At 61.6% G+C, this 24,930-nt stretch carries 22 protein-coding genes; 18 read left to right on the top strand and 4 right to left on the bottom strand.

The genetic code is table 11. The features are described 5' to 3' along the window. Positions 1 to 5 precede the first annotated feature (5 nt). Positions 6 to 932, bottom strand: coding sequence for a pca operon transcription factor PcaQ (pcaQ, locus tag AB6803_RS01320; RefSeq protein ID WP_371107166.1), 927 nt, complete (start codon positions 930 to 932; stop codon positions 6 to 8). Between the two features lie 93 nt (positions 933 to 1,025). Between pcaQ and pcaD the strand changes: the two genes are divergently transcribed. From pcaD to AB6803_RS01250, 14 genes are all read left to right on the top strand, one after another. Next, positions 1,026 to 1,838, top strand: a complete 813-nt coding sequence (gene pcaD, locus AB6803_RS01315; RefSeq protein WP_371107165.1) for a 3-oxoadipate enol-lactonase — start codon at positions 1,026 to 1,028, stop codon at positions 1,836 to 1,838. Then, positions 1,831 to 2,235: a 4-carboxymuconolactone decarboxylase gene (pcaC, locus tag AB6803_RS01310; RefSeq protein WP_015917817.1), complete on the top strand. Its 405-nt coding sequence runs from the start codon at positions 1,831 to 1,833 to the stop codon at positions 2,233 to 2,235. The genes pcaD and pcaC overlap by 8 nt, the downstream gene beginning before the upstream one ends. A gap of 12 nt (positions 2,236 to 2,247) precedes the next feature. Next, positions 2,248 to 2,997: a protocatechuate 3,4-dioxygenase subunit beta gene (gene pcaH, locus AB6803_RS01305; RefSeq protein WP_371107164.1), complete on the top strand. Its 750-nt coding sequence runs from the start codon at positions 2,248 to 2,250 to the stop codon at positions 2,995 to 2,997. 2 nt (positions 2,998 to 2,999) lie between these two features. Next, entirely contained in the window at positions 3,000 to 3,611 is a 612-nt protein-coding gene (gene pcaG / locus AB6803_RS01300; protein WP_371107683.1) for a protocatechuate 3,4-dioxygenase subunit alpha, read from the top strand. A 3-nt stretch (positions 3,612 to 3,614) separates the two neighbouring features. Then, positions 3,615 to 4,664, top strand: coding sequence for a 3-carboxy-cis,cis-muconate cycloisomerase (locus AB6803_RS01295; protein WP_371107163.1), 1,050 nt, complete (start codon positions 3,615 to 3,617; stop codon positions 4,662 to 4,664). 151 nt (positions 4,665 to 4,815) lie between these two features. Continuing rightward, positions 4,816 to 5,988, top strand: a complete 1,173-nt coding sequence (locus AB6803_RS01290; RefSeq protein ID WP_371107162.1) for an ABC transporter substrate-binding protein — start codon at positions 4,816 to 4,818, stop codon at positions 5,986 to 5,988. Positions 5,989 to 6,100: 112 nt separating this feature from the next. Then, positions 6,101 to 6,964 carry a branched-chain amino acid ABC transporter permease gene (locus AB6803_RS01285; protein WP_371107161.1) on the top strand — a complete coding sequence of 288 codons (864 nt, stop codon included), beginning with the start codon at positions 6,101 to 6,103 and terminating at the stop codon, positions 6,962 to 6,964. Between the two features lies 1 nt (position 6,965). Continuing rightward, positions 6,966 to 7,970 carry a branched-chain amino acid ABC transporter permease gene (locus AB6803_RS01280; protein WP_371107160.1) on the top strand — a complete coding sequence of 335 codons (1,005 nt, stop codon included), beginning with the start codon at positions 6,966 to 6,968 and terminating at the stop codon, positions 7,968 to 7,970. After that, positions 7,967 to 8,731, top strand: a complete 765-nt coding sequence (locus AB6803_RS01275) for an ABC transporter ATP-binding protein (protein ID WP_371107159.1) — start codon at positions 7,967 to 7,969, stop codon at positions 8,729 to 8,731. Before AB6803_RS01280 ends, AB6803_RS01275 begins: the two co-directional genes overlap by 4 nt. Beyond that, positions 8,712 to 9,428 (top strand): ABC transporter ATP-binding protein, encoded by a 717-nt coding sequence (locus AB6803_RS01270; RefSeq protein ID WP_371107158.1) that lies wholly within the window; start codon positions 8,712 to 8,714, stop codon positions 9,426 to 9,428. The genes AB6803_RS01275 and AB6803_RS01270 overlap by 20 nt, the downstream gene beginning before the upstream one ends. 164 nt (positions 9,429 to 9,592) lie before the next feature. Further along, positions 9,593 to 13,219 carry a hydantoinase B/oxoprolinase family protein gene (locus AB6803_RS01265; protein ID WP_371107157.1) on the top strand — a complete coding sequence of 1,209 codons (3,627 nt, stop codon included), beginning with the start codon at positions 9,593 to 9,595 and terminating at the stop codon, positions 13,217 to 13,219. Positions 13,220 to 13,228: 9 nt separating this feature from the next. After that, a complete protein-coding gene (locus AB6803_RS01260; RefSeq protein ID WP_371107156.1) occupies positions 13,229 to 13,759 on the top strand; it encodes a winged helix DNA-binding protein in 531 nt (176 codons plus the stop codon). A gap of 133 nt (positions 13,760 to 13,892) precedes the next feature. Continuing rightward, a complete protein-coding gene (locus tag AB6803_RS01255; protein ID WP_371107155.1) occupies positions 13,893 to 15,635 on the top strand; it encodes a M14 family zinc carboxypeptidase in 1,743 nt (580 codons plus the stop codon). A gap of 224 nt (positions 15,636 to 15,859) precedes the next feature. Beyond that, positions 15,860 to 16,690, top strand: coding sequence for an MBL fold metallo-hydrolase (locus tag AB6803_RS01250; RefSeq protein ID WP_371107154.1), 831 nt, complete (start codon positions 15,860 to 15,862; stop codon positions 16,688 to 16,690). Here the strand turns inward: AB6803_RS01250 and AB6803_RS01245 are convergent. Further along, positions 16,687 to 17,433, bottom strand: coding sequence for a polysaccharide deacetylase family protein (locus AB6803_RS01245; RefSeq protein WP_371107153.1), 747 nt, complete (start codon positions 17,431 to 17,433; stop codon positions 16,687 to 16,689). The genes AB6803_RS01250 and AB6803_RS01245 overlap by 4 nt on opposite strands. Continuing rightward, a complete protein-coding gene (locus tag AB6803_RS01240) occupies positions 17,423 to 18,526 on the bottom strand; it encodes a glycosyltransferase family 4 protein (RefSeq protein ID WP_371107152.1) in 1,104 nt (367 codons plus the stop codon). The genes AB6803_RS01245 and AB6803_RS01240 overlap by 11 nt, the downstream gene beginning before the upstream one ends. A gap of 201 nt (positions 18,527 to 18,727) precedes the next feature. On the opposite strand from AB6803_RS01240, the gene AB6803_RS01235 reads away from it, so the two are divergent. Beyond that, positions 18,728 to 20,452 (top strand): adenylate/guanylate cyclase domain-containing protein, encoded by a 1,725-nt coding sequence (locus AB6803_RS01235; RefSeq protein ID WP_371107151.1) that lies wholly within the window; start codon positions 18,728 to 18,730, stop codon positions 20,450 to 20,452. Between the two features lie 29 nt (positions 20,453 to 20,481). After that, positions 20,482 to 21,360 carry an FkbM family methyltransferase gene (locus AB6803_RS01230; RefSeq protein WP_371107150.1) on the top strand — a complete coding sequence of 293 codons (879 nt, stop codon included), beginning with the start codon at positions 20,482 to 20,484 and terminating at the stop codon, positions 21,358 to 21,360. A gap of 3 nt (positions 21,361 to 21,363) precedes the next feature. On the opposite strand, the gene AB6803_RS01225 is transcribed toward AB6803_RS01230, so the two are convergent. Continuing rightward, positions 21,364 to 21,843 carry a class I SAM-dependent methyltransferase gene (locus tag AB6803_RS01225; protein WP_371107682.1) on the bottom strand — a complete coding sequence of 160 codons (480 nt, stop codon included), beginning with the start codon at positions 21,841 to 21,843 and terminating at the stop codon, positions 21,364 to 21,366. Between the two features lie 147 nt (positions 21,844 to 21,990). On the opposite strand from AB6803_RS01225, the gene AB6803_RS01220 reads away from it, so the two are divergent. Next, positions 21,991 to 23,181 carry a DUF3095 domain-containing protein gene (locus AB6803_RS01220; RefSeq protein ID WP_371107149.1) on the top strand — a complete coding sequence of 397 codons (1,191 nt, stop codon included), beginning with the start codon at positions 21,991 to 21,993 and terminating at the stop codon, positions 23,179 to 23,181. A 365-nt stretch (positions 23,182 to 23,546) separates the two neighbouring features. Beyond that, complete coding sequence (locus AB6803_RS01215; protein ID WP_371107681.1) at positions 23,547 to 24,884, top strand: adenylate/guanylate cyclase domain-containing protein; 1,338 nt, start codon at positions 23,547 to 23,549, stop codon at positions 24,882 to 24,884. Positions 24,885 to 24,930: the final 46 nt, after the last annotated feature.

Here is a 24,930-nt window from a genome sequence, read left to right as displayed (position 1 = left end):
GTGGCTTAGCGCTTCTTCGCCACCTCATCGGCCGCCTCGCGGATCGTTTGCATCAGGATCGACAGTGGCATGCTGGGAATGGCGTCGGTGCGCATGGTGAGCCCAACTGGTCCCCTTGTCTCGCTGGTGTCGATCGGCAGCAGGCTCAGCAGACCATCCTCGACGTCGCCGGCGACGACGCCGGTCGAAATGATCCAGACCGCATCGCTGGAGCGCACGAAGGCGCGACCGAAGGAATCCGATACCGTCTCGATCTGGTTCGGCAGGCTTGCGACACCGTTGGCGATCAGGAAACTTTCGACAGAGGGCCGGATGATCGAGCCGCGAGAAGGCATCAGGATCGTGTATTTGCCGAGATTGGAAAACAGCGATTGTCTTGCCCTTAGCAGCGGATGCCCTGCCCGCACCACGAAGACGACCTGTTCGGAATAAAGATGCTCGAAGGAAAAACCTGCCATCTTGTCTGGGCTGCTCAGGCGCCCGACCACGAGATCGAGATCGCCGACGCGGAGCTGCTCCAGAAGCACGGCATTCTCGCCGGTGACGATCTTGATGCGGCTCCAGGTTTCTTCCTTCAGGAACAGTTCCATGGCCCGCGGCATGATCCGCGTCGAGACCGTCGGCAGAGCGCCGATCCGGATCGGCGGCGCCTCGCCGGATCGCTCCTGCGAAACGGAATCGAGGCCCTGCCTCAGCGCCGTCAGCGCAGCGCCCGCATGGCGCAGGAAGACTTCGCCGTAGCGGGTGATCTTGATGCCACGCCCGTCGCGCTCGAACACCGCGACGCCCAGCGCCTCCTCCAGTTCGCGGATGGTCTTGGTCACCGCCGGCTGGCTGACATGCAGGAGACCGGCCGCCTTGACCACGCTTTTCTGCCGCGCGACCTCGACAAAAGTCTGGAGATGGCGGAATTTGACGCGCGTGTCGATCATGGATTTAATAACCTTTTGGTTATCGGAAAGCCATAAAATATCATTTTACTTAACCAGATTAAACCTACAATCTCGCTGTCGAGGAGATTTTCAGTGCAGTTCGCCCGTATCAACGACGTCACGATCCATTATCAGATCATCGGTGCTGCCGGTGACAAGCCGGTGCTTGTCTTTGCCAATTCGCTTGGCACGGATTTCCGCATCTGGCGCGACGTGATCGTCAGGCTCGCCGGCGATTTCGCCATCGTGCTCTATGACAAGCGCGGCCACGGTCTCTCCGATATCGGCCAGGTACCCTATGCCATCGAAGATCATGCCACCGATCTCGCCGGGCTGCTTGATCTCCTCAATGTCAAGAACGCCATCATTTGCGGCCTATCGGTCGGCGGGCTGATCGCGCAGTCGCTCTACCAGAGACGGCCGGATCTGGTCCGGGCGCTGATCCTTTGTGACACCGCCCACAAGATCGGCACTACCGATAGCTGGAATGCCCGTATTGCGCAGGTGGAAGCTCAGGGCATTGAATCGATCGTCGACGCAGTGATGGAGCGCTGGTTCACCCCGGCTTTCCGCCGTCCGGAAAACACCGCCTTTGCCGGCTATTCCAACATGCTCACCCGTCAGCCGGCGGCTGGCTATACGGCAACCTGCGCCGCTTTGCGCGATGCCGATTTTACCGAGGCGGCGAAGAAGATCGCGGTGCCGACCATCTGTATCGTCGGCGATCAGGACGGCTCGACATCGCCGGACCTGGTGTTGTCGACCGCCAAGCTCATTCCAAACGCGCGCTATGAAGTGATCAAGGATGCGGGGCACATTCCCTGCGTCGAACAGCCCGAGGCGCTGACCGCCGTCATTCGCGCTTTCATCGATTTCGCCTTGCATGGAGAAAAGGCCCATGAATGAACCCAACGCTCCGTCCGAGCGCTATCGCCAGGGCATGGCGACGCGACGCGCCGTTCTCGGCGACAGCCATGTCGACCGGGCCCAGTCAGCATCGACGGAGTTCGACCAGCCTTTCCAGGAGTTGATCACCGAAGCCGCTTGGGGTCATGTCTGGTCGCGTCCGACGCTCAGCAAGCGTGAGCGCTCGATCGTCACGATCGCGCTTCTGGCGGCACTCGGCCAGGATGACGAAGTGGCGATGCATGTCCGCGCGACGATCAATACCGGCGCGACACGCGACGATGTCCGCGAAGCACTGCTGCATGTGGCAATCTATGCCGGCGTGCCGGCGGCCAATCACGCGATCAAGATCGCCAAGCAGGTTTTCGAACAGATGGACGCCGAGAAGGCGGCCTGAAGCGAGGCAAAGATGTCTGACAAAAGCAATAGCAGGCCCGAAACCGGCGCCTTTTTCGCCCGCGATCGCGCCTGGCACGCGCCGGCCTTAACGCCTGGCTACAAGACGTCGGTGCTGCGCTCTCCGCAGCGCGCGCTGCTGTCGCTGGACGGCACGATCTCCGAAATCACCGGCCCTGTCTTCGGGCATTCCATTCTGGGCGAGCACGACAACGACCTGATCCATAACTTCGCCAAACCCGGCGAAAGTGCGATCGGCGAGCGCATCATCGTGCATGGCCGCGTGCTCGACGAGCGCAATCGGCCGGTTCCGGGCGCTCTCCTCGAATTCTGGCAGGCCAATGCCGGCGGGCGGTATCGCCACAAGAAAGAAACCTATCTCGCCGCCCTCGATCCGAATTTCGGCGGTTGCGGCCGTGCCATCACCGACGAGGACGGCCACTATGCCTTCCGCACGGTGCGGCCCGGCGCCTATCCCTGGCCGAATGGCGTCAACGACTGGCGCCCAGCGCATATTCATTTCTCCGTCTTCGGCCACGGCTTTGCGCAGCGACTGATCACACAAATGTATTTCGAGGGTGATCCGATGATCTGGAAATGTCCGATCGTCGGCACGATCCCCGACAAAAAGGCGATCGAGCAGCTGATCGCGCCGCTCGACTGGGGCAACACGATCCCAATGGACGCGCGTGCCTATAAATTCGATATCGTATTGCGCGGACGCCGCTCGACCCTGTTCGAAAACCGGCTGGAGGGCAACTGATGGTGCAGGAACTCGGCTACCTCAAGGAAACTCCGTCGCAGACGGCTGGCCCCTATGTCCATATCGGCCTGACGCCAAACTTTTGCGACATTGGCGGCGTCTACGACGTCGATCACGGCGTGTCCATGGTCAACGACAAGACGCTGGGGCAACGCATCACGGTCAAGGGCCGGATTTTCGACGGCGCCGATACACTGGTGAAGGATGCCGTCGTCGAGATCTGGCAGGCCGACAGCGCCGGCCTCTACAACAGCCCTTCGGAGATGCGCGGGACGGCCGATCCGAACTTCACCGGCTGGGGCCGCTGCCCGACCAGCGCTGAAGACGGCGTCTTCTCCTTCGAGACGGTGAAGCCCGGCTGCGCTCCCTATAAGGACGGGCGCAAGATGGCGCCACATATCACCCTCTGGATCGTGGCGCGCGGCATCAATATCGGCCTGCATACCCGGATGTATTTTCCCGACGAGGCCGAGGCCAATGCCGAGGACCCTCTGCTGGCCCGCATCGAGCATCGCCAACGTGTCGCCACCCTGATCGCCAGCCAGGAGGGGACGGTCTATACGTTCGACGTGCATTTGCAGGGCGACAAGGAAACGGTTTTCCTCGATATATAGACCATGAGCATTTCCGCCTTCGACCATCCGTTTCTCTCCGGCCTCCTCGGCGACGAGGAGATTTCCGCTTATTTTTCAGCGGAAGCCGATATCCGCGCCATGCTCGCTTTCGAGGCCGCACTCGCCAAGGCCGAGGCGCGGCATGGTGTCATTCCACAAGACGCGGCTGAGCGGATCGCGGCAGTCTGCGGCACCTTCCAGCCGGACATTGCCAGCCTGAAATTGGCGACGGCCACGGACGGGGTCGTCATTCCCGACCTCGTCAAGCAGTTGCGCAAGGCTGTTGGCGGCGAGGCCGCGAAGCATGTGCATTTCGGCGCCACCAGCCAGGATGTCATCGATACCAGCCTGATGATGCGCCTGAAGGCGGTCTCTTTCCTGTTCACCGGCCGTCTTTTCGCTGTCACCGCTGGGATCGAAAAACTCGACAAGCAATTCGGCAAGAACCAGTTTATGGGCCGCACCCGCATGCAGGCCGCCATTCCGATGACGGTCTCCGACCGGCTGCGCGCCTGGCGCATCCCGCTCGACAAATATCGAGACCGGCTGACGCAGGAGAGCTTTCCGCTCCAGTTCGGCGGCGCGGTCGGTACGCTGGAAAAATTGGGATCGAACGCTGCCGCTGTTCGTGCATCGCTGGCGCAGGAACTCGACCTCACCGACGAACCGCAATGGCAGAGCCAGCGGGGAGGCATTGCCGAGTTCGCAGGCCTGCTCTCGCTGATGACTGGCAGTCTCGGTAAGGTCGGCCTGGACATCGCCCTTCTGGCGCAGACAGGCGAGGAAATCGAGCTTGCCGGCGGCGGCGGCTCCTCGGCCATGCCGCACAAGCAGAACCCGGTCGCCGCCGAGACGCTGGTCGCGCTTGCCCGCTTCAACGCCGTTCAGCTCTCCGGCATTCATCAATCCATGGTGCATGAGCAGGAACGTTCGGGCGCCGCCTGGACGCTCGAATGGCTGCTGTTGCCACAGATGGTGATGGCAACAGCCGCGTCGTTGCGATCGGCGCCGGAGTTGATCGGGAACGTGAGGCGGTTGGGAACAAACTTTTGAGATGAAATTCAAGAAATAAACATAACCCTGGCATTATCGATGCAAGCATTTATTTCATTTTACATCACTGTTTCGTATGCCAGATTGACCTTAACAGATCTGCGTAAAAGCAAGCTGGCCCGGGGAGCAGGCCGGTAGGGGAGGAAGAAATATGAAACGGGTTATTCTGGCCGCAATCGCGGCTATCGCCATCAGCAGTGCCGCCTATGCCGACACGATCAAGATTGGCGTCATCGGGCCGTTTTCGGGGCCATTCGCCCTGCAGGGCAAGAATTTCAAGGCCGGCATCGATGCCTATATGGCCATGCATGGCAGCAAGGTTGGCGACAGCGAGGTCGAGGTGATCTACCGCGACGTGCCACAGGCCGATCCGGCGCAGTCGAAGTCTTCAGCGCAGGAACTGGTGGTCAAGGAGCATGTGCAATATCTGGCCGGCTTCTATTTCACCCCGGACGCCATGGCGGTGACGCCGATCCTCAAGCAGGCCAATGTGCCGATGGTGATCTTCAACGCCGCGACATCGGCGATCGTGACGAAGAGCCCGCTGGTGGTGCGAACCTCGTTCACAACCTGGCAGACATCGACACCGATCGCCAAGGTCGCGCATGACGGCGGCGTCAACAAGGTTATCTCCGTCGTCAGCGACTACGGTCCCGGCGTCGATGCGGAAAATGCCTTCAAGGCCGGTTTCGAGAAGGTCGGCGGCCAGGTGGTCGAGACGGTACGCATGCCGTTGTCGACCAACGATTTCAGCCCGATCATGCAACGCATCAAGGATTCCGGCGCGCAAGGCGTCTTCGCCTTCCTGCCCTCCGGCCCGACCACGCTCGGCTTCGTCAAGGCTTACAATGAAAACGGCCTGAAGGGCGCCGGCATCAAGCTGTTTTCGCCCGGCGACCTAACGCAGGAATCCGATCTGCCGGCGCTTGGCGACGCGGCACTCGGCATGCAGACGACCTTCCACTATGCGATTTCGCATGACTCCCCGGAAAACAAGGCCTTCGTCGCCGCTGCCGACAAGGCAATCGGCAATCCGGCCGAACTCACCTTCCCGGCGGTCGGCGCATTCGATGGCATGCATGTCATCTACAAGATGATCGAGGCGACCGGCGGCAAGCAGGATGCACAGAAGGCCGTCGACGCGGTGAAGGGCCACTCCTGGGTCAGCCCGCGCGGCCCGGTGACCATCGACCCGGAAAGCCGGCATATCACCCAGAACATCTATCTGCGCGAAGTCGCCAAGGCGGCCGACGGCACCTATTACAACAAGGAAATCCAGACCTTCGAAAAGCAGGGCGACCCCGGTTTGGCGGCGGTGAAATAGAACCGCTCTTCCTGCGTCCTTCGACATGGCCAGGGAACGGGCGGCTTGCGCCCGGTCCAGCGGCAGAGGATTAAGGGAAGAGCAGAAGAAAGCAAACGGACCAGCCCGATCCATGCAAACCGTGTTCAGCATTGCAGTCGATGCCCTCGCCTACGGCATGGTGCTGTTCGTGATTTCCATTGGCCTCTCCGTCACCATGGGGCTGATGCGCGTCGTCAATCTCGCGCATGGCGCCTTTGCCATGATCGGCGGCTATATCGCCTCCTATGCGGCGCGGGATCTCGGGCTGGGTTATGCCGCCGCGGTTCTGCTGGCCGTCGTCGGCACGGTAATCATCTCAATCCCGATCGAGCGGCTGCTCTACCGCCGTATCTATGGCGCGCCGGAGCTGACGCAGGTGCTGATGACAATTGGCATTACCTTCTGCATCATCGGCATCGCCAACTATGTCTTCGGCCCGACGCTGAAGACCATCCCCTTGCCAAGCGAGCTGCAAGGCTCTGTCGATCTCGGCTTTCGGACCATTGGCACGCATCGCATCTTCGCAATTGTCTGCGGGCTCGTTGTCGCCCTGGCGCTATGGTTCACCATCGAGAAGACCTCGTTCGGGGTGAAGCTGCGCGCCTCCGTCGACAATGCCTCGATGGCGGCGGCCCTCGGCGTGCGTACCGAGATCGTCTATGCCGTTAGCTTCGCCGTCGCCGTCGGGCTTGCCGCCTTCGGTGGCGTCGTCGGCGCCGAACTGCTGCCGGTCGAGCCCTATTATGCCCTGCGCTATATGGTGACCTTTCTTGTCGTCGTCTCAATCGGCGGCGCCGGTTCGATCGGAGGGGCGCTGCTTGCCTGCCTCATCCTTGGCGGCATCGACACTACCGGCCGCTATCTGATGCCGGAATATGGCGAGTTCTTCTTCTATCTCGCCGTCATCGCCATCGTCTGCATCTTCCCGCGCGGTCTAGCCGGAAGGGCGAAGTGATATGGCATTGACCATGGACCGAGAAAGTATAGCCGCCATGAGCAACCGCCTCGCACTCAAGCGCGATGGTATTGCCATAGCGGTCATCCTCGTTCTGGCAGCCGCCGGCTATCTGCTGTTTCCCGACAATCTCGCGCTCCTGACACGATTGATCGCCATTGCCCTGCTTGTCCTGTCGCTCGATCTGGTCACAGGTTATTGCGGCGTGGCGACGCTCGGCCATGCGGCCCTGTTTGGCGCCGGCGCCTATGCCGCCGGCATCGCCTCGGCGCATTACGGCATCAATGATCCCTTGCTGATGACACTGGTCGGCATCGTCGCCGGCGCGGTCGCGGGATTGATCTGCGGCATTGTCATTCTGAGAGCGCATGGCCTGCCGCAGCTCGTGCTGTCGATTGCGCTGATTTACCTCTTCCATGAATTCGCCAACAAGGCATCCAGCTGGACGGGTGGCAGCGACGGGCTCTCCGGCATCTCCACCGACCCGCTGTTCGGCCTGTTCGAATTCGATCTCTATGGGCATACGGCCTATCTCTATGGCGTGGCGTTGTTGCTGGTCACGCTGGTCCTGCTGCGTTTTCTGGTACGCTCGCCCTTCGGGATGCTCTGTCGCGGCATAAGGCAGGATCCCCTGCGCATCCGGGCCATGGGCGTCTCGCCGAAGGTCACGCTCATCAAAATGTATGTGATCTCAGGCGCCGTCGCCGGCGTTGGCGGCGCGCTGAATGCGATCTCGACCCAGGTGGTCGGGCTCGATAGCCTCTCCTTCACGCAATCGGCCGAGGCCCTGGTCATGCTCGTGCTTGGCGGCACGGGTTCGCTGTTCGGGGCGCTCGCCGGCACGCTGGTCTTCATGCTGTTCGAGGATTATGTCTCCGCCGCCAATCCATTCCACTGGCTGACCATCGTAGGCCTGCTGCTGATCCTCGTGGTGCTGTTCGCGCCGAAGGGCATTTACGGCACGGCCGCGGCCTATCTCGCGCGGCGCCGGGAGGCTCGTTCATGAACGCAGTCTTCGAAGTCAGTCATCTGAAGAAAGCCTTTGGCGGATTGACGGTGACCAATGATGTCAGCCTGTCGATGGCGCCGGGCGATCGCGTGGCACTGATCGGCCCCAATGGCGCTGGCAAGACCAGCTTCGTCAATCTGGTCACCGGCAATCTGCGGGCGGATGCTGGCGAGGTCAGTCTTGGCGGCGAGAGAGTGAGCAAAATCGACGCCATCGGCCGCGTTCGGCGTGGACTGGTACGCTCCTTCCAGGTGACCCGGCTTTTTCAGGACATGACGCCGGCCGAGCATGTGGCGCTTGCCATCCTGCAGCGCTCCGGCCGCTCCGGCCGCATGTTCGGCAATTTCCTCGCCATGCGCGACGTCATGGCCGAGACTGGTGATCTGCTGGGCAAGCTCGGCCTTGCCGATCTCATGCATCGCAAGGTCAGCGAAATCGCCTACGGCCAGCAGAGATTGCTGGAGATCGCCGTCGCCATGGCGCTGAAGCCGAAAGTGCTGTTGCTCGACGAGCCTGCCGCCGGCGTGCCGCAGAGTGATACCGGCCGCATCGAGCAGGCGCTGGCCGATCTGCCCAAAGACCTTGCCGTACTGATGATCGAGCACGACATGGATTTGGTCTTCCGCTTCGCCAAGCGCGTCGTCGTGCTTGCCGCCGGCACCATCATCTTCGACGGCTCACCCGCCGACGTCACCAAGGATGCGCGGGTGCGCGAGGCCTATCTGGGGAGCTACGCCAATGCCGGCCACACCGCTTGAAGTGGAAAACCTTTCAGCCGGTTACGGGCCGACGCGGGTGCTGGAAGGCGTATCCCTTTCCGTTCCGGCCGGCGCGCGGCTTGCCGTGCTCGGTCGCAATGGCATGGGCAAGACGACGCTGCTTGCCACACTTGCCGGCCAGACGCGCCGCTATGAGGGCAGCATCCGCCTGGGGTCTACCGATGTCACCGGCCTGCCGAGCGCCAGGCGCGCGCATCAGGGTCTCGGCTACGTGCCGCAGACGCGCGATGTCTTTCCGACGCTGACGGTGGAGGAAAATCTCTCCGTCGGTTTGAAGGGTCGCCCTAAGGCCGCGCTGCAGGAAGCCTACGACATGTTTCCGCGCCTCAAGGAGCGCCGCAAGAACCTGGGCAACCAGCTTTCCGGCGGCGAGCAGCAGATGCTGTCGACCGCCCGCACCATTCTCGGCCGCCCCTCGGTACTGCTTCTCGATGAACCGCTGGAGGGTCTCGCCCCCGTCATTTGCGAGGAACTGATGGCAGCCTTTACCAATCTCGCCAAGACCGGCGACATGACCATCCTACTGGTGGAACAGCGCATCCAGAGCGCACTAGACTTCGCCGATCAGGTAATCATCCTCGAACGCGGTCGGCTCGCTTGGCAGGGAACGCCCGGTGCGCTCGCTCAGGATCATGCAACGGTCGAGCGCCTGCTCGGCGTCGGCGGTTTGCACTAGGCGATTTCACAGGCAGCGCCAACGGACTTCGACAGCCTACCTCCTTTCAAGTGGTTTTGAGCGGCTAAGGGCGCCGAGATCGGGTTTTGTTATTGACGACAAAACGTTGACGATTTATCGATATTTTATCAGTGAATTTTCGAACGATTTTGATGGAGGCAGTCTTGGCAGGCAGCGTAGCGGGTCATTGGGATTTCTGGATTGATCGTGGCGGCACTTTCACCGATGTCGTGGGGCGTGATCCCTTAGGAGAACTGCACGCCCGCAAGGTCCTGTCGGAAAATCCCGAGGCCTATCGCGATGCCGCCGTCTATGGCATTCGCCTGCATCTTGGTCTGGCAAACGGCGAGCCGATCCCGGCCGGCCTCATCGGCGAGGTGCGCATGGGCACGACGGTCGCCACCAACGCGCTTCTGGAACGCAAGGGCGAGCGGCTGGCGCTGGTGACGACCAAGGGCTTCCGCGACGCACTGCGCATCGGCTATCAGGAGCGCAAGAAGATCTTCGCGACCGAGATCATCAAGCCGGAAGCACTCTATGACGATGTCGTGGAGCTTGACGAGCGCGTGCTGGCCGACGGCACGGTGGAGCAGGCTATCGACGAGCAGGCGGCGGAAGCCGCGTTGCGGGACCTGCGCGCCAAGGGCTATCGCGCCGTCGCCATCGTCTTCATGCATGCCTATAAGTTTCCCGCCCATGAGGCGGCAGTTGCCAGGATCGCTCGGAATATCGGTTTCGAACAGGTCTCCGTCAGCCACGAGGTCTCGCCGCTGATCAAGCTGGTCGGCCGTGGCGACACAACAGTGGTGGACGCCTATCTCTCGCCAGTGCTCGGCCGCTATATCAACCAGGTATCCGACGAGCTCGATATCGCCCGTACGGGCGCGCGCGTCATGTTCATGATGTCGTCGGGCGGGCTGACGGCCGCCGATATGTTCCAGGGCAAGGATGCCATTCTCTCCGGCCCGGCCGGTGGCGTGGTCGGTCTCGCCAAAACCGGCGAACAGGCCGGTTTCGGCAATGTCATCGGCTTCGACATGGGCGGGACATCAACAGACGTCGCGCATTTCGACGGCGAATATGAGCGCGCTTTCGAGACGGAAGTTGCCGGCGTCCGCGTCCGTGCCCCGATGATGCTGATCCATACGGTGGCGGCCGGTGGCGGCTCGATCCTGCATTTCGATGGCGACCGTTTCCGCGTCGGCCCGGATTCCGCCGGTGCCTTTCCCGGTCCCGCCTGTTACCGCAACGGCGGCCCCTTGGCAGTCACCGACGCCAATGTCATGACCGGCAAGCTGCTGCCGGAATTCTTCCCTGCAATCTTCGGGCCGAACCAGGACCAGCCGCTGGACGTCGAGACCGTGCGCGGCAAGTTCGGGGAGCTCGCAGCCAAGATCGGTGACGGTCGCGGCCCGGAAGAGGTGGCGGACGGTTTCATACGCATCGCCGTCGCCAACATGGTCGAGGCAATCAAGAAGATTTCGGTGCAGCGCGGCTATGACGTGACGCGCTATGCCCTCAACTGCTTCGGCGGTGCCGGCGGGCAGCATGCCTGCCTGGTCGCCGATGCCCTGGGCATGAAAAGCATTCTGCTGCATCCGATGTCCGGCCTGCTCTCGGCCTATGGCATGGGCCTCGCCGATATCCGCGCCACGCGTCAGAAAGCACTCGGCGTGCCGCTCAACGATGCCGCGCCGGCCGCCATCGCCGCGCTGGGCAAGGCGTTGCAGGGCGAATGCCTGCCGGAGCTGGAAGCGCAGGGCGTAGAAGCCGACGATATCCGCACCGTCCAGCGCGCCCATATCCGCTATGCCGGCACGGACACGATGCTGGCGGTGGAAGTGACCTTTCCCGAGCTCGACGATCCCGCGCGGCTGCGCGGCGAATTCGAAGTTCTGCACAAGCGCCGCTTCGGCTTCGTCGCCGAGGATAAGCCGCTGGTGGTCGAGGCCATCGAGGTCGAGACCATCGGGGGAGCAGCCGCCGAGATCGATCTCGAGCGGAAAGAGGTGGGCAAGGGCGAAGCCGATGCGGCTCGCCGCACCTCCTTTCATTCCCAGGGTGAGAGCCATGACGCAGCCGTCGTGCTACGCGAGGCGATCCTGCCCGGCCAGACCGTGACTGGGCCGGCCATCATCATCGAGCCGAACCAGACCATCGTCATCGAGAACGGTTGGCAGGGGAAGCTGACGGCGAAGGATCACATCGTTCTCACCCGCATCAAGGCGCTGCCGCAGCGTACCGCCATCGGCACCAAGGCCGATCCGGTGATGCTGGAGATCTTCAACAATCTCTTCATGTCGATCGCCGAGCAGATGGGCGTCACGCTGCAAAACACCGCCTATTCCGTCAACATCAAGGAGCGACTGGATTTCTCCTGCGCCGTCTTCGACGCCGAGGGCAATCTCGTCGCCAATGCGCCGCATATGCCGGTTCATCTCGGTTCCATGGACGCCTCGGTCGCGACCGCCATCCGCGAGAACCCGGTCATCCATCCCGGCGACGTCTTCCTGATCAATGCGCCTTACAACGGCGGCACACACCTGCCCGACCTCACCGTCTGCACGCCGGTCTTCGACGATGCCGGCAAGGAGATTCGCTTCTGGGTCGCCAGCCGCGGCCATCACGCCGATATCGGCGGCATTTCGCCGGGCTCGATGTCTCCGCTCGCCACCCATATCGAGGAGGAAGGCGTCTATATCGACAATTTCAAGCTGCTCGACCGTGGCCGCTTCCGCGAGGCAGAATTGTCGTCGCTCTTGCTTGGCGCGCGTTATCCCGTGCGACAACTGGCGCAGAACGTCAACGACCTGAAGGCACAGGTCGCGGCCAATGAGAAGGGCGTCACTGAGCTGAAGAAGATGATCGTCCACTTCGGCGAAGACGTGGTCGACGCCTATATGGGCCATGTCCAGGACAATGCCGCCGAAAGCGTGCGCCGCGTCCTCGACCGCCTGCCGGATGGCGAGTTCAGCTATGAGATGGATCAGGGCTGCAAGATCGTCGTCAAGATTTCGATCGACAGGGACAAGCGCGAGGCGACGGTGGATTTTACCGGGACGTCCGAGCAGCGTGCCGACAATTTCAACGCGCCTCAGCCAGTGACGCGCGCCGCCGTGCTCTATGTCTTCCGCGTTCTGGTCGAGGCCGATATCCCGATGAATGCCGGTTGCCTGCGGCCGGTTCGGATCATCATTCCCGAAGGCACGATGCTGACGCCTAGGTATCCGGCCGCCGTCGTTGCCGGCAATGTCGAGGTGAGCCAGGCCGTCACCAACTGCCTGTTCGGCGCGGTCGGCACACTTGCCGCCGCGCAAGGGACGATGAACAATCTGACCTTCGGCAACGACGCCTATCAGTATTACGAGACGATCTGCTCCGGCGCTCCAGCCGGCCCCGGCTTCAACGGCGCCGATGCGGTTCATACCCACATGACCAATTCGCGCCTGACCGACCCGGAAATCCTTGAAACCCGCTTTCCCGTGGTGCTCGAAGACTTCCATATCCGCCCGAATTCTGGCGGACGCGGACAGTGGAATGCCGGCAACGGCACGCAACGCACCATCCGCACCCGGGAAAAGCTGGAATTCGCGGTGCTCTCCGGCCATCGCCGCGTCGCACCCTTCGGCGTCAAGGGCGGCGAGCCGGGCCAGACCGGCCGCAACTATGTCCGACGCAATGACGGCACGGTCGAGGAATTGATCGGTTCCGCCCATACGGTGCTGGAGACAGGCGAGGCCTTTACCGTGGTCACGCCGACCGGCGGCGGCTACGGCAAAAAAGACCGATAGGAGCGCTCTTTGGACAAGTCGAAAGAAGCAAAATCTCCGCGTGACCTGATCGTGTCGTCCGCCCATCTGGCGGTCGGCACCTCTCCGGCCCTCTCTGAGCTCGAATACGGATCGATCCTGTTTTCGCACGCGTTCAATCGCTGGATGGTACGCTGCATGGCAGCTGCCGGCGTGCCCGGCCTCTCGCCGATCGAGATCCTGATCATTCATTCCGTTCGGCACAGGGACCGACCGAAGACACTCTCCGATCTCTGCCTCGTGCTCGACATCGAGGACACGCATGTCGCCAACTACGCCGTGAAAAAGCTGGAGGCCGCCGGCCTCGTCAAGACCGGCAAGAGCGGCAAGGAAAAACAGATCCAGGTAACCGACAAGGGCCTGGAGGCGCTGACGCGCTATTCCGAGATCCGCGAGCGATTGTTGGTCGAGGCGACCAAGGTTTCCGGCCTGTCGCAGGACGATCTTTCCGGGATCGCATCGCATCTGAGGACGCTGTCAGGCTATTACGAACAGGCAGCCCGGTCGGCCGCGACCCTGTGAGGACAGTGCACCAACCGTGAACCAAAGCGCTTATTTTTGCTTCAGTTTTCTCGCAATCGGTAGACATTGCTCATGGATTAGGCAACGTCCTGAGGGACCGGTTTCACGATGATCTCAATCCAGCGGGGCAACGATGACCACTATTCTCGATCTTGATGTCCCGCGTACGCTCGACGAGCTGCTTTCCCAGCTGCTCGCCCGCCCGCCGGCCCATCCGGTCGAGGCATGGTTGTTCGATGACGGCCCGTCGCGCCGGGCAGCGGAGGAAACGCTCGCCGCCGCCGGCGTCAGGGCCCGCATCCGCAGCGCCTACAAGCCGTTGGTCCATTTCTTCCTGGAAGAGGTCGACATCTCCTCCCTCGCGCGGGTCGAAATCGGTTACCCCGTGCATGCCACCGCCGATCCGCACCGTTTCCTGATCGAAGCCTATCCGCTGGCAGCACTTCTCGGTGACGCCGAGATATCGTTCCATGCCAACGAACTCGATCTCGTCTACGACGTCGCGCTGACGGCAAAGAACGGCGGGACGAGCACCCATGCGGTCTTTGCCCCGAATGTCATCGAGGACGACCATGTCGGCCGGCCAGTGCTGCGCTGCTGCGGCTGGCGGCGGGCAGTCGGCATCGCGGACAGTGGTCAGCGGCTGAAGACCGATTTCGAGATCCTGTTTCTCGCCGCGGTCGATGCCGTCAAGCAGCATCCTTGGGAGCGGCGACACCCCTATTTCGACCGGCTGCGGATCACCGTCGATCTGCCGGCAGACGATCTCGCACTCGATTTCTTCAGCGAAAGCATCAGCTTGCGCGAGGCGATGCATGAAGACCTGTTCTTTGCCGTGCGCGAATGCCTAAACGCGGACATGGGCGCCATGGCCGACCGTGAGGCGCGGCCCGGTCAGGTCGTGCCGGATATTCGTGCAGCAAAGGGCAGCCCACGGATCGTGATCACCGTCGAGGATTTCGGCGAACATGATGAAACCACCGGCCCCGACATCGCCATTAAAACCGCCGACCGCCCGCTGAAGATCGGTCAGATCAGAAGAGAACTATCGAAGATCGGAGGCGAGCCGATCAGCGCGGTCTCGCTCGAAGGCCGCGACGTGCTCGGCCGCTATCGCAAAGGCACCGGCCCGGCCATCTTCATCTCGTCGGGCCAGCACGCCAATGAGACCAGTGGCCCGGTTGGCGCGCTAAGGGCTGCGCAGGTTCTGGCGGCCGACCCCGACGCCCACTTTGCCATCGTGCCCGTGGAGAATGTCGACGGCTACGAGCTGCATCAACGCCTGATCGTCGAAAACCCGCTTCATATGCATCATGCCGCACGCTATTCGGCGTTTGGTGACGATATTTCCTTCAGCGTCTCCACACTCGCCTACGAGCGCGATGCACGGACGGCTGCCCTGGGGATGTCTTCGGCCAAGCTGCACCTTAATCTGCACGGTTATCCGTCGCATGAGTGGACACGGCCGATGTCCGGCTATCTGCCGCGGGGCTACGAGCTTTGGACGATCCCGAAGGGTTTCTTCCTGATCCTCGGCGTGCATCCAGGCTGGGAAGCGATTGGCGACGCGCTACTCGATGAGGTGGCACGGAGGCTGGCCGAGGACGAAGATCTCGTCGCCGCCAATGCCCGGCAACTCGCCTGCGTCAAGGTCCACATGCCGAACGCACCCTTCGAGATACGCTACGGCATCCCCTGCATCAGCGTCGTGGGCATGCGCTACCAGGCGCCGTTGACGATCGTTACCGAGGCGGCTGACGAGACGGTCTATGGCCAGACCTTCGTCGATTGCCACGAGGCGCAGACGCGGACAGTGCTCTATGCGATCGAAGCCTACAGGCGGCTGGCTGAAGACGGCGCCTTTCCCACGGCGTGAGACCACGCTGTTACCAGCCCCATGCGGCCTCCTCAAATTTCGGCGGGGAGTACCTATATTAGGTGCATGCGATCCATCGTTGGACATCGACCCGAAACACTCGCGTCGATGAAACGACAGAATTTAGTTTCTCCCGGAGCATGACTTTTGTGAAAATTGCTGGCTTCGCACGGTAGGAAAAGTGTGCTTACGTTGACGGAAAGGGGAATGGTGTCAAAACTTCTATGAAAAACGATAGTTTCGAGCTTAAATTCTGGGGTGTACGGGGAAGTATCCCCGTATCAGGACCGGAATTCGAGCGTTACGGCGGAAATACTTCCTGTATCGAATTGCGACATAACGGCAGGCACATTCTTTTTGACGCCGGTACCGGAGCGCGAGAAGCAGCCTTGTCGCTCGCGAAGGCAGGCGTCAACGATGTCGATGTCTTCTTCACCCACTCGCATTACGACCATATGATCGGCCTGCCTTTCTTCAATCCGATCTATGATCCCAAGGTCAGTGTCGATCTTTGGTCGGGCCATCTCGCCGGCAAGACGACGACACGGCAGCTGATCGGCCAATTCATGCGGCCGCCATGGTTTCCGGTAGAACCGGATATCTGTCGCGCCACCATGGGTTTTCGTGATTTCGCAGCTGGCGATACGCTGAAGCCGCATCCCGGCATCGTCATCCACACCGCCAAGCTCAACCATCCGGGCGGTTGCGTTGGCTATCGCGTCGAATGGGGCGGGCGGATCATCGCGCTGGTCTACGATACCGAGCATGTGAACGGTCACCTGGACGAAGCGGCCCTCTCGCTGATGGCCGGCGCCGATCTCGCCATCTATGACGCCACCTATGTCGAAGCGGAGATGCAGAAGCATCTGGGGTTCGGGCACTCCACCTGGCAGGAAGGCGTCAAGCTGGCCAAAAAAGCAGGCGTCAAGCGTCTCGCGCTCTTTCATCATGCGCAGTGGCGCACGGACAAGCAGTTGGACGACATGCAACGGGAGGCTCGGGAAAGCTTCCCCGAGACCTTTGCCGCTTTCGACGGCCAACTCCTCGAACTTTAATTGACGAAATCGCCGACCGGGCGCCAGTCGACGGCGGCATTGCCGGACGTCTCCTGAAATAGCGCCTCGATGAAATCCCAGGCAAGCGCATCATGGACGAGATGATGCGTTAGGATGCCGATCGGCTCGTCATTGCCCCCGAAGCGGTTCTTGAGCTCGCCGATCAAAACCTCTACCAGCTCCCCATGCGGACGCCCGCCACGCGTGCCGTGCCAGTCCATGATGTCGACATGGGTATTGACCAAGGCGATCGGCCTTGGTTTGGCCAGCCCGTAGACGGAGACGGCCCGATAGCCGAAGGGGGCGAGCTCCGGCAGCAGCGCCTTGTCGATGCGGTTCCACGGGGGCACCAGCATCGGTACGAATTGCTGAGGATAGAGTTCTCTCAATTTCTCGAACCCCTGGCGGAGTTCATCGAGCACGACCGCCTGCGGGCGGTGCAGGCCGAGTTCCTGCTTCTTCGTCTCATCCGGCGCATAGTTGTGATGCGTCCAGCCATGCACGGTCACAGTCACGGCTTTCTGGCGTGCCAGACGCTCCGCGAGTGGCTGGCCGGTCGGGCCGGGAATGACCGCCAGAGCCATGGGCACACCGTATCTGTCCGAGAGCGCCAGCAATTGGTCGAGGGCCGCCGTCGGCTCGATGGCATCGTCGTCGCGGAACCATAGCTTCGCCTTTCGCCCCGCCTCGGCCCAGCGCTGCAATTCATCGCGCAGAGGCTGCCATTCAGCTCTATCGCTCATAGTAGGGATCTCCCAGATGTTTCCGCAGAATGGTCTCAAGCCGTTTCGAGGCCGCGATCAAGGACCTCTCCACGTGAACGAAGCGATGGGCCGCCTTGGCCATCGCTTGCCGCGACCGGTCATCGCCCAGCAACCGCGCGATCGCGTCGGCATAGGCACTCAGATCACCTTCGGGTGTCAATATTCCCGTTACCCCGTTCATCACCACTTCCGGCACACCGGCGGTTGCCTGCGCCACGACCGGCAGGCCGGCCGCCTGCGCCTCGAGATAGGCAAGACCATAGGCCTCGCCACAGCCGGGCCAGACATAGATGCCCCCTGCCCGCAGCTCCTCCACGATCTCCGGCGCTGTGCGTTCTCCAAGCCAGGTGATGCGGTCGCTGTCGAAACCGGAAAACAGCGCTCGCACCTCCGCCCGCATCGGTCCGTCACCGATGATGGTCAGCGTCCACTCCCGCTCCCGGATCAATTCCAGCGCCCGAGCGAGCATCCCATAACTGTCGAATTTGTCGCCACGGCGCAACATCGCAACGGTGATCAACCGATGCGGTTCGCGCTCGCTGGCCAGAGGTCCGAAATGCGCGGTATCGATGAACGGCAGGAAACGCTCATATCGCCCCTCGGGGATGGCGTCGGCAAGACCGATCCGGTCGCGCTCGGTAAAACACAGATTGACGGCGGCCTGCCGCACGGCGTCGGCGACGAGGCGCTGGTTGTCGCTCCAGCCATTATCATCATGCCGCCTGCCATAGGAAGCCTCGGCGGTGACATAGGCGATCCCGAGGCTAGCCGCGATCTTGGGACCGATCATGTCGGGCGTCTTGTAATAGGGATGGTAGGTGAACCAGAGGTCCGGCGCAGTTTCGCCGCGCCATTTTTCCAGCAGGCGGGCGATTTCTTCTTCCGCTTTCCTGGCGATTTCGGCACGCGGCCCCGCTTCCGGCGTCTGCGTGAAACTGCGCAGTTCAGAGGCAAGCTCGACCTGATGTCCCGCCATCTCGAAGGCCGCGATGATCAGCCGCGCCATCAGCCGATCGCCAGACGGCACCGGATGGTTGGGCGATTTCAGAGGGGCGTAGAAAGCGATCTTCATGGCACGGGCCAATAGTTGACGATTAAGTGATAGTTTGGCCCGGAAATGTGACGGGAGACGCCCGAATTCCGGCGGGTTGCTTGACAATTAAGGCCCTGGCTTTAACGACCGTATTCTCGACAGCATGCGGCATTGCAGCTAGATGATTAGGCGATAACTGTTTTCCGTTCCCTTGTGAACGGGCAATGTAAATTGGATTTGATGACCACAGAGGCAAGAAAACCCATCATATCCGATCGTCTGGTGCGAAAATTCCGGCTTGGCTCCGGTCTGGTCATCTTCGTTTTCGTGATGATGCATCTGGCCAATCACTCCCTCGGATTGATCTCGCTCAGCGTTGCCACCGAGGCGCAGCATTGGTTCATGGTGGTCTGGCGCAATCCTGTTGGCACCGTTCTCTTCTACGGCGCTTTGATTGTCCATATCCTCCTCGTCCTGCGCATGCTCTACAAGCGCCGCACGCTGGTCATGCCGGCGGGTGAGGCTTTCCAGATCGTTACCGGCTTGCTGGTGCCCCTGCTGTTGATCGACCACATCATCGCCACCCGCATCGTTCACGAGATCTACGGCTATCACGACAATTACCGCGCCATCGTTCGCGGCCTCTGGGTCACTTCACCGCTCAACGGCGTGCGCCAGTCGATCGTGCTGCTGATCGTCTGGCTCCATGGCTGCATCGGCATTCATTTCTGGCTGCGCTATCGGCCATGGTACATAGCCATCGCGCCCGTCATGCTGTCTTTCGCCATCACGCTACCGGTTCTTGCCCTGCTCGGTTTTGCGGCCATGGGAAAAACGGTATCGCACGAGGCGGCGCAGGAGGACGAGCGCGGCCTTCGTGGCGGCTATTACAGCGACATGCGCAGCCTTGGTGAAGCCGGCTCCATGCCGGGCAGCCAGGTAAGCATAACCCTATGGCCCTATCGCGCCGGCTTTTATGGCGCGTTCAGCATGTCGATCCTCGGCCTTTTCGCCTTCCGCACCCATCGAAGACTGCGCGAACGGCAGCATCAAGTGGCGATCCGCTATGCAGGCGGCGAAGTCGTGCATGCGCCGCGCGGCTTCACCGTGCTCGAAGCGAGCCGTCTCGGCGGCATCCCGCATTATTCCGTCTGCGGCGGCAAGGGCCAATGTTCCACCTGCCGCGTCCAGATCATCGACGGCGCGGACAATCTGCCGCCGCCAGAGGGGCTGGAGCAAAAGACCCTGAACCGGATCGGCGCCACGCCGGATGTCCGGCTTGCCTGCCAATTGCGCCCGACGGGAGATATCAGCGTCGTGCCGCTTCTGACACCGATGGCGGAAGCCGCCATTCCCGTCTACAGCCAGACGGCAAGCCCCGGGCGCGAGCGCGAGATCGTCGTTTTTTTCTGCGACCTGCGCCACTTCACCGCGCTCACCGAGGCACGCCTGCCCTTCGACATCGTCTTCCTGCTTAACCGCTATTTCGCCATCGTCGGCCGCATCGTCGAGGAGAATGGCGGCCGGATGGACAAGTTCATCGGTGACGGCGCCATGGCGCTGTTCGGCCTGCGCACCACGCCCAAGGAAGCCAACCGGCAGGCGCTGAAGGCGGCGGCCGAAATTGTCCGGGAAATCGACAAGCTGAGTGCGGAACTGGCCGATGACCTGGGCGCTCCGCTCGAAATCGCCATCGGCCTGCATACTGGCTCGGCGGTGGTCGGTTCGATGGGCTATGGCAATGTCAAGAACGTGACGGCGATCGGCGATACGGTCAACGTCGCCAGCCGCCTTGAAAGCGTCGCCAAGGAATTCAACCGCACGCTTGTCTTCTCGGAACCGGTGGCGAGCCTTTCCGACGTCGATATCGCCGGCATCGAAAGCCGCGAGATCGCCGTTCGCGGCCGCAGCGAGCCTCTGCGCGTCTATATCGTCCGGAAGGAAGACAGTGCCCGCTTTGCATAGATCGTTCAGGCGTGTAGGGATGACGCCCGATGTTCGACCGTAAGATTCTGACCACTAAATTCTGGAAGCGTACCCTCCGCAAGACCAGGGATCGCATCACCACGCGCCTGTTCGACACCCGCCTCGGCCGCGATATCCTGATCAGTGCCATCGGCCCGCGCGTGAAGGCCATGACGGTGGATTGCGGCGATCATCTCATGAGCTTTTCGCCGGCCGACTACATCGGCCGCAAGGTGTTCCGCAAAGGGCATTTCGAGCGTGACCATGTCGACCGGCTGCTGACGGTGCTGCGCGAGCGCGGCCTGCTGCGCAAGGGGACGGTGCTGCTCGAACTCGGCGGCAATATCGGCACCCAGACCTGCTACTTCGCGCTCAGCGGCGCCTATCGGCGCATCGTCTCCGTCGAGCCCGACCCGCGCAATTTCCGGCTTCTGTCGGTCAATATCGCCGATAACGGGTTTCAGGATGTGGTGACCGCCGTCAACTGCGCCGCTGGCGACCGCGAGGGGCAGCTCGATTTCTACCTGAACCACAAGAACCATGGCAAAAGCAGCGCCCTGCGGCAAAGCCCGAGCGACGAAAAGATTTCCGTGCCGGTCCGGCCCGTCGCCGATATTCTCGGCGAGGCCGGCGTCGAGCCCGCCGATGTCGGGCTGATCTGGATGGATATCGAGGGATATGAGCCCGTCGCCGTCAGATCGATGCAGGCGCTGATGGCCCTCAAGGTGCCGCTCTACATGGAGTTCACACCGGCCTTCTACGGCAAGGAGCAAACATCCGCCTTCATCGCCGATCTCACTGCCTACTATACGGAATGCCTGGCTTTTTTCGAGGACCGCACCGTACCGATGAAGATTGCCGAACTGCCGACCGGAGGCGAGCAGTTCGACGTCCTCCTCCTGCGCTAGCGCCTATCGGCGCCGGTAGATGAAATAGCGGCCCGCTTTCACGCCTGCCGGCAAGGGCAATGGCGCGAGATCAGGGTGATTCAGGGACAGGCCGCTGACGGCGATACCGCGCGGCGCCAGTACGCCGACCATAATCTGAGGCAGCCAGGTCAAGGTCACCGCGTCCTTCTCCTCATAGCCGGTGCCGATATCGGCATGGGCAAGCGAGGCACCGCTGCCGATGAAATCCCGGGCCGTGTCCTTGATCTCGCCGAGGACGAGATTCCCGGCTTCCGGCATCGACGGGCCGTAGGCATTGGCGGCGCGATCGAAGGCAACGATGCGGCGATCGGGGAAAAGCTCGCGCAGGTGGTCGAATGTGCGGCCATTGCCAAGTCCGAGCTCCAGCACGGGACCTTCGAGTGCTTTAACCTCATCGGCAATACCGTTGAGGATGTCGCGTTGCGCGGTCAGGCGGCGGATGAAACTATCCAGGCGGCTCATCGTATCTGTCTTGTCCTTGGCATCGTGGTGTCTCTCCCGCAGCCGGAGTAGCATGATGCATGTCGCCGCGTCGACCGCCCCGCTGGTTTTTCGATGCGGTTGCTGTAGGGATAGAGTGTTGCGGCGCGCATGTAAGGGGGATGTGTCATGGCCGATCCGAACGACGATTTCTTCCGTGCATTGCCGGTTTTCACCGATTTCGAAGGCGTGACGGACAGTGACAATTACCGACCGCTTCCGGATGATTGGTTGCTGGCGGTAGCCGATATCGTCAGCTCGACCAATGCGATCGCCTCCGGTCATTACAAATCCGTCAACATGGCCGGCGCCAGCGTGATTTCCGCCGTGCTCAACGCGCTGGACAAGGGCGATTATCCCTTCGTCTTCGGCGGCGACGGCTCTCTGGTGGCTATTCCTCCCTCCGGTGAGGGTCGTGTAAGGGAGGCTCTGGCGGCTGTGCGGACCTGGGTGACGGAGGAGCTGCAGCTCAGCCTGCGCACCGCTCTGGTGCCCATGGCGGATGTCCGCGCCGAAGGACTGGACGTACGGGTCGCCCGCTTCAGTCCCAGCGATTTCGTGTCCTACGCCATGTTCGCCGGCGGCGGCGCAAGCTGGGCGGAAAGCCAGATGAAGGCCGGACGATTTGCCGTCGAGGCGGCGGCACCGGAAACGCGGCCGGACCTGACCGGCCTTTCCTGCCGATGGAACCCGATCAAAGCCCATAATGGCGAGATCGTCTCGATTATCGCCGTTCCCGATCAAGCAGGCAGCGGTTCGGAATTTCGACGCCTTGTGACCGACATCATCGCCATTTCCACGGAGCAGAACCGCGACGGCCACCCCGTACCCGTCGAAGGCCCGAAGCCTGTGCTTAACTTTCTGGGGGCAGAAATGGAGGCGCGGGCGACAGGGCCGATGGCTAATCGCTGGCGGCGCAAACTTGCGATCGGCGCACAGATCGTTCTCGTCTGCATCCTCGACAAGCTGGGTATCCGCACGGCGACCTTCGATGCCAAAATTTATCGGCGTGACCTCGCCGCGAATTCCGATTTCCGCAAATTCGACGATGGGCTGAAGATGACCATCGATGTCGACGCTGAACGTTTCTCTCGTATCGAAGCGCGGCTGCGCGCGGCCGAGGCCGAGGGCGTGTGCCGTTATGGCCTCCATCGGCAGGACAGCGCTCTCATGACCTGTTTCGTACCGACACCGCTGATGCGCGATCACATGCACTTCATCGACGGCGCCAGCGGCGGCTATGCGATGGCGGCAATGGCGTTGCGCGAGAAGCTGCACGATGGCGAGGCCGCGACCTTGTCGTCATCCGACATGCCATAAAGATTTTCAAAGATTTTCGCCTCATGTGGATTTTTCTGGAGGCCTGGTATTTTCAACCATTGTTTCAGCGACATCAGAACCTTATTTGAAGGAGAACAAAACGAGAGTCGGCAGCCCTGCCGGCCCTCTTTTCCAATGCGCCATATGTCCGCCGGGATGCGTAAATGGCGCAGGGAAATCTTTTCACGACGTCGGCGCAATTCGGAATTTCGGGGGAAATGTGCCGTCGTTTGTCGCATGATTCGTTCATCCGACCGCTGCCACCAGGCTTGGACACGACGTTGCGGCCGCGCCCGCATTGTTTGGTCGGCAGCGCGTTTCGAGTGAACAGCCCTTATTGATTGCAAGGATAGGCCGTGGGGACGATGACAGTTCATTCGAGTGTTTCCGATATTTTTCTCGACAAGGTCGCTGAATGGCTGACCCAGGCGGCGCTGACCGGCGAAGACCTGGAGACCATCGTTCGCGGTTTCTGCGAACGCATGGCCGCCTCCGGCCTGCCGATCGCCCGCGTGCACCTGACCTTTTCGATGCTGCATCCGCTCTATGACGCGCTTGGCTTCACCTGGCGTCGGGCCGGTGGGTTGACGATCGAGGGCTACCGGCACATGGACGACAAGCCGGAACGCTTCGTGCAGAGCCCCTATTATTATCTGCTCTCCAACAATCTCCTGCATCTGCGCCGGCGGATCGATGTCGACGGGCCATTGGAATTCCCGGTCTTCAAGGATTTGCGCGAAGAGAAGATCACCGATTATATCGCCTTCGTGCAGACCTTCGGTGCCGGTTCCGCCCAGGGGATGATGGGCTCATGGTCGACCGACAGCATCAGCGGCTTCAGCGAGGAAATGATCGGCGCTCTGATGCGCATGCAGAACCACTTGGCGATGGCGGCCAAGATGGCGGTTCTCGGCAAGCTCGCCAACAACATGCTGACCACCTATCTCGGCGGTGACGCCGGCAAGCGCGTGCTGAACGGCCAGGTCCGCCGCGGCGACGGCGAAACGATCCGTGCTGCCCTCGTCATGGGCGATATGCGGCAATCGACCGTTTATGCCGAGAAGGAAGGCCGCCAAGCCTATATCGATACGCTGAACGAGTTCTTCGACGCCATCGCCGCGCCATTCAACCGCAACGGCGGCGAGATCCTGAGTTTCCTCGGCGATGGCTTTCTCGCCGTCTACCCCTGCGGCCGGCACAAGGATCCCTCAAAGGTCGCCTGCGAAGCGGCGCTATCGGCGGTTTTCCAGGCGCAGAGCCGGGTCACGGCGTTGAACAAGGATCGCCTGACGCGCGGCCTGAGCGAAGTTCGCTACGGCATCGGGCTGCATGTCGGCAACGTCATGTTCGGCAATGTCGGGCTGAAGGATCGCCTGACCTTCTCGGCCTTCGGCGCTGCCGTCAACGAGGTGCAACGGCTGCAGTCGCTGACCAAGAAATATTCGACGGAAGTGGTCGCGAGCCAGGCCTTCTCCGGCTATACCGGCAGCGAATGGGTGACACTCGGCGAGGAGCGGCTGCGCGGCGTGCGGCAGCGTTTCACGGTCGTGCATCCAAAGGCCAACGCCGCGCTCAACGGCGCGACGGAAGTCTTTCACGATGCGGATATCGACGCCCTGTCGGAAGCCGAACAGGTCATTCTGCTGCATCGGGACGCCAAGAAGTTCGAGAACCGCCCGCAAGTCGAAAAATTCATTCAATGATAATAAGGCATGCTTAGTTAAGCATCTCCCGATAGATCATTGGAAA

Origin of the sequence: Rhizobium sp. RCC_161_2, assembly GCF_041355235.1 — a bacterium.
Lineage (GTDB): Bacteria > Pseudomonadota > Alphaproteobacteria > Rhizobiales > Rhizobiaceae > Rhizobium.
Note: the sequence above shows the minus strand (reverse complement) of the source record. Positions and strands in the feature narration are given on the sequence as shown.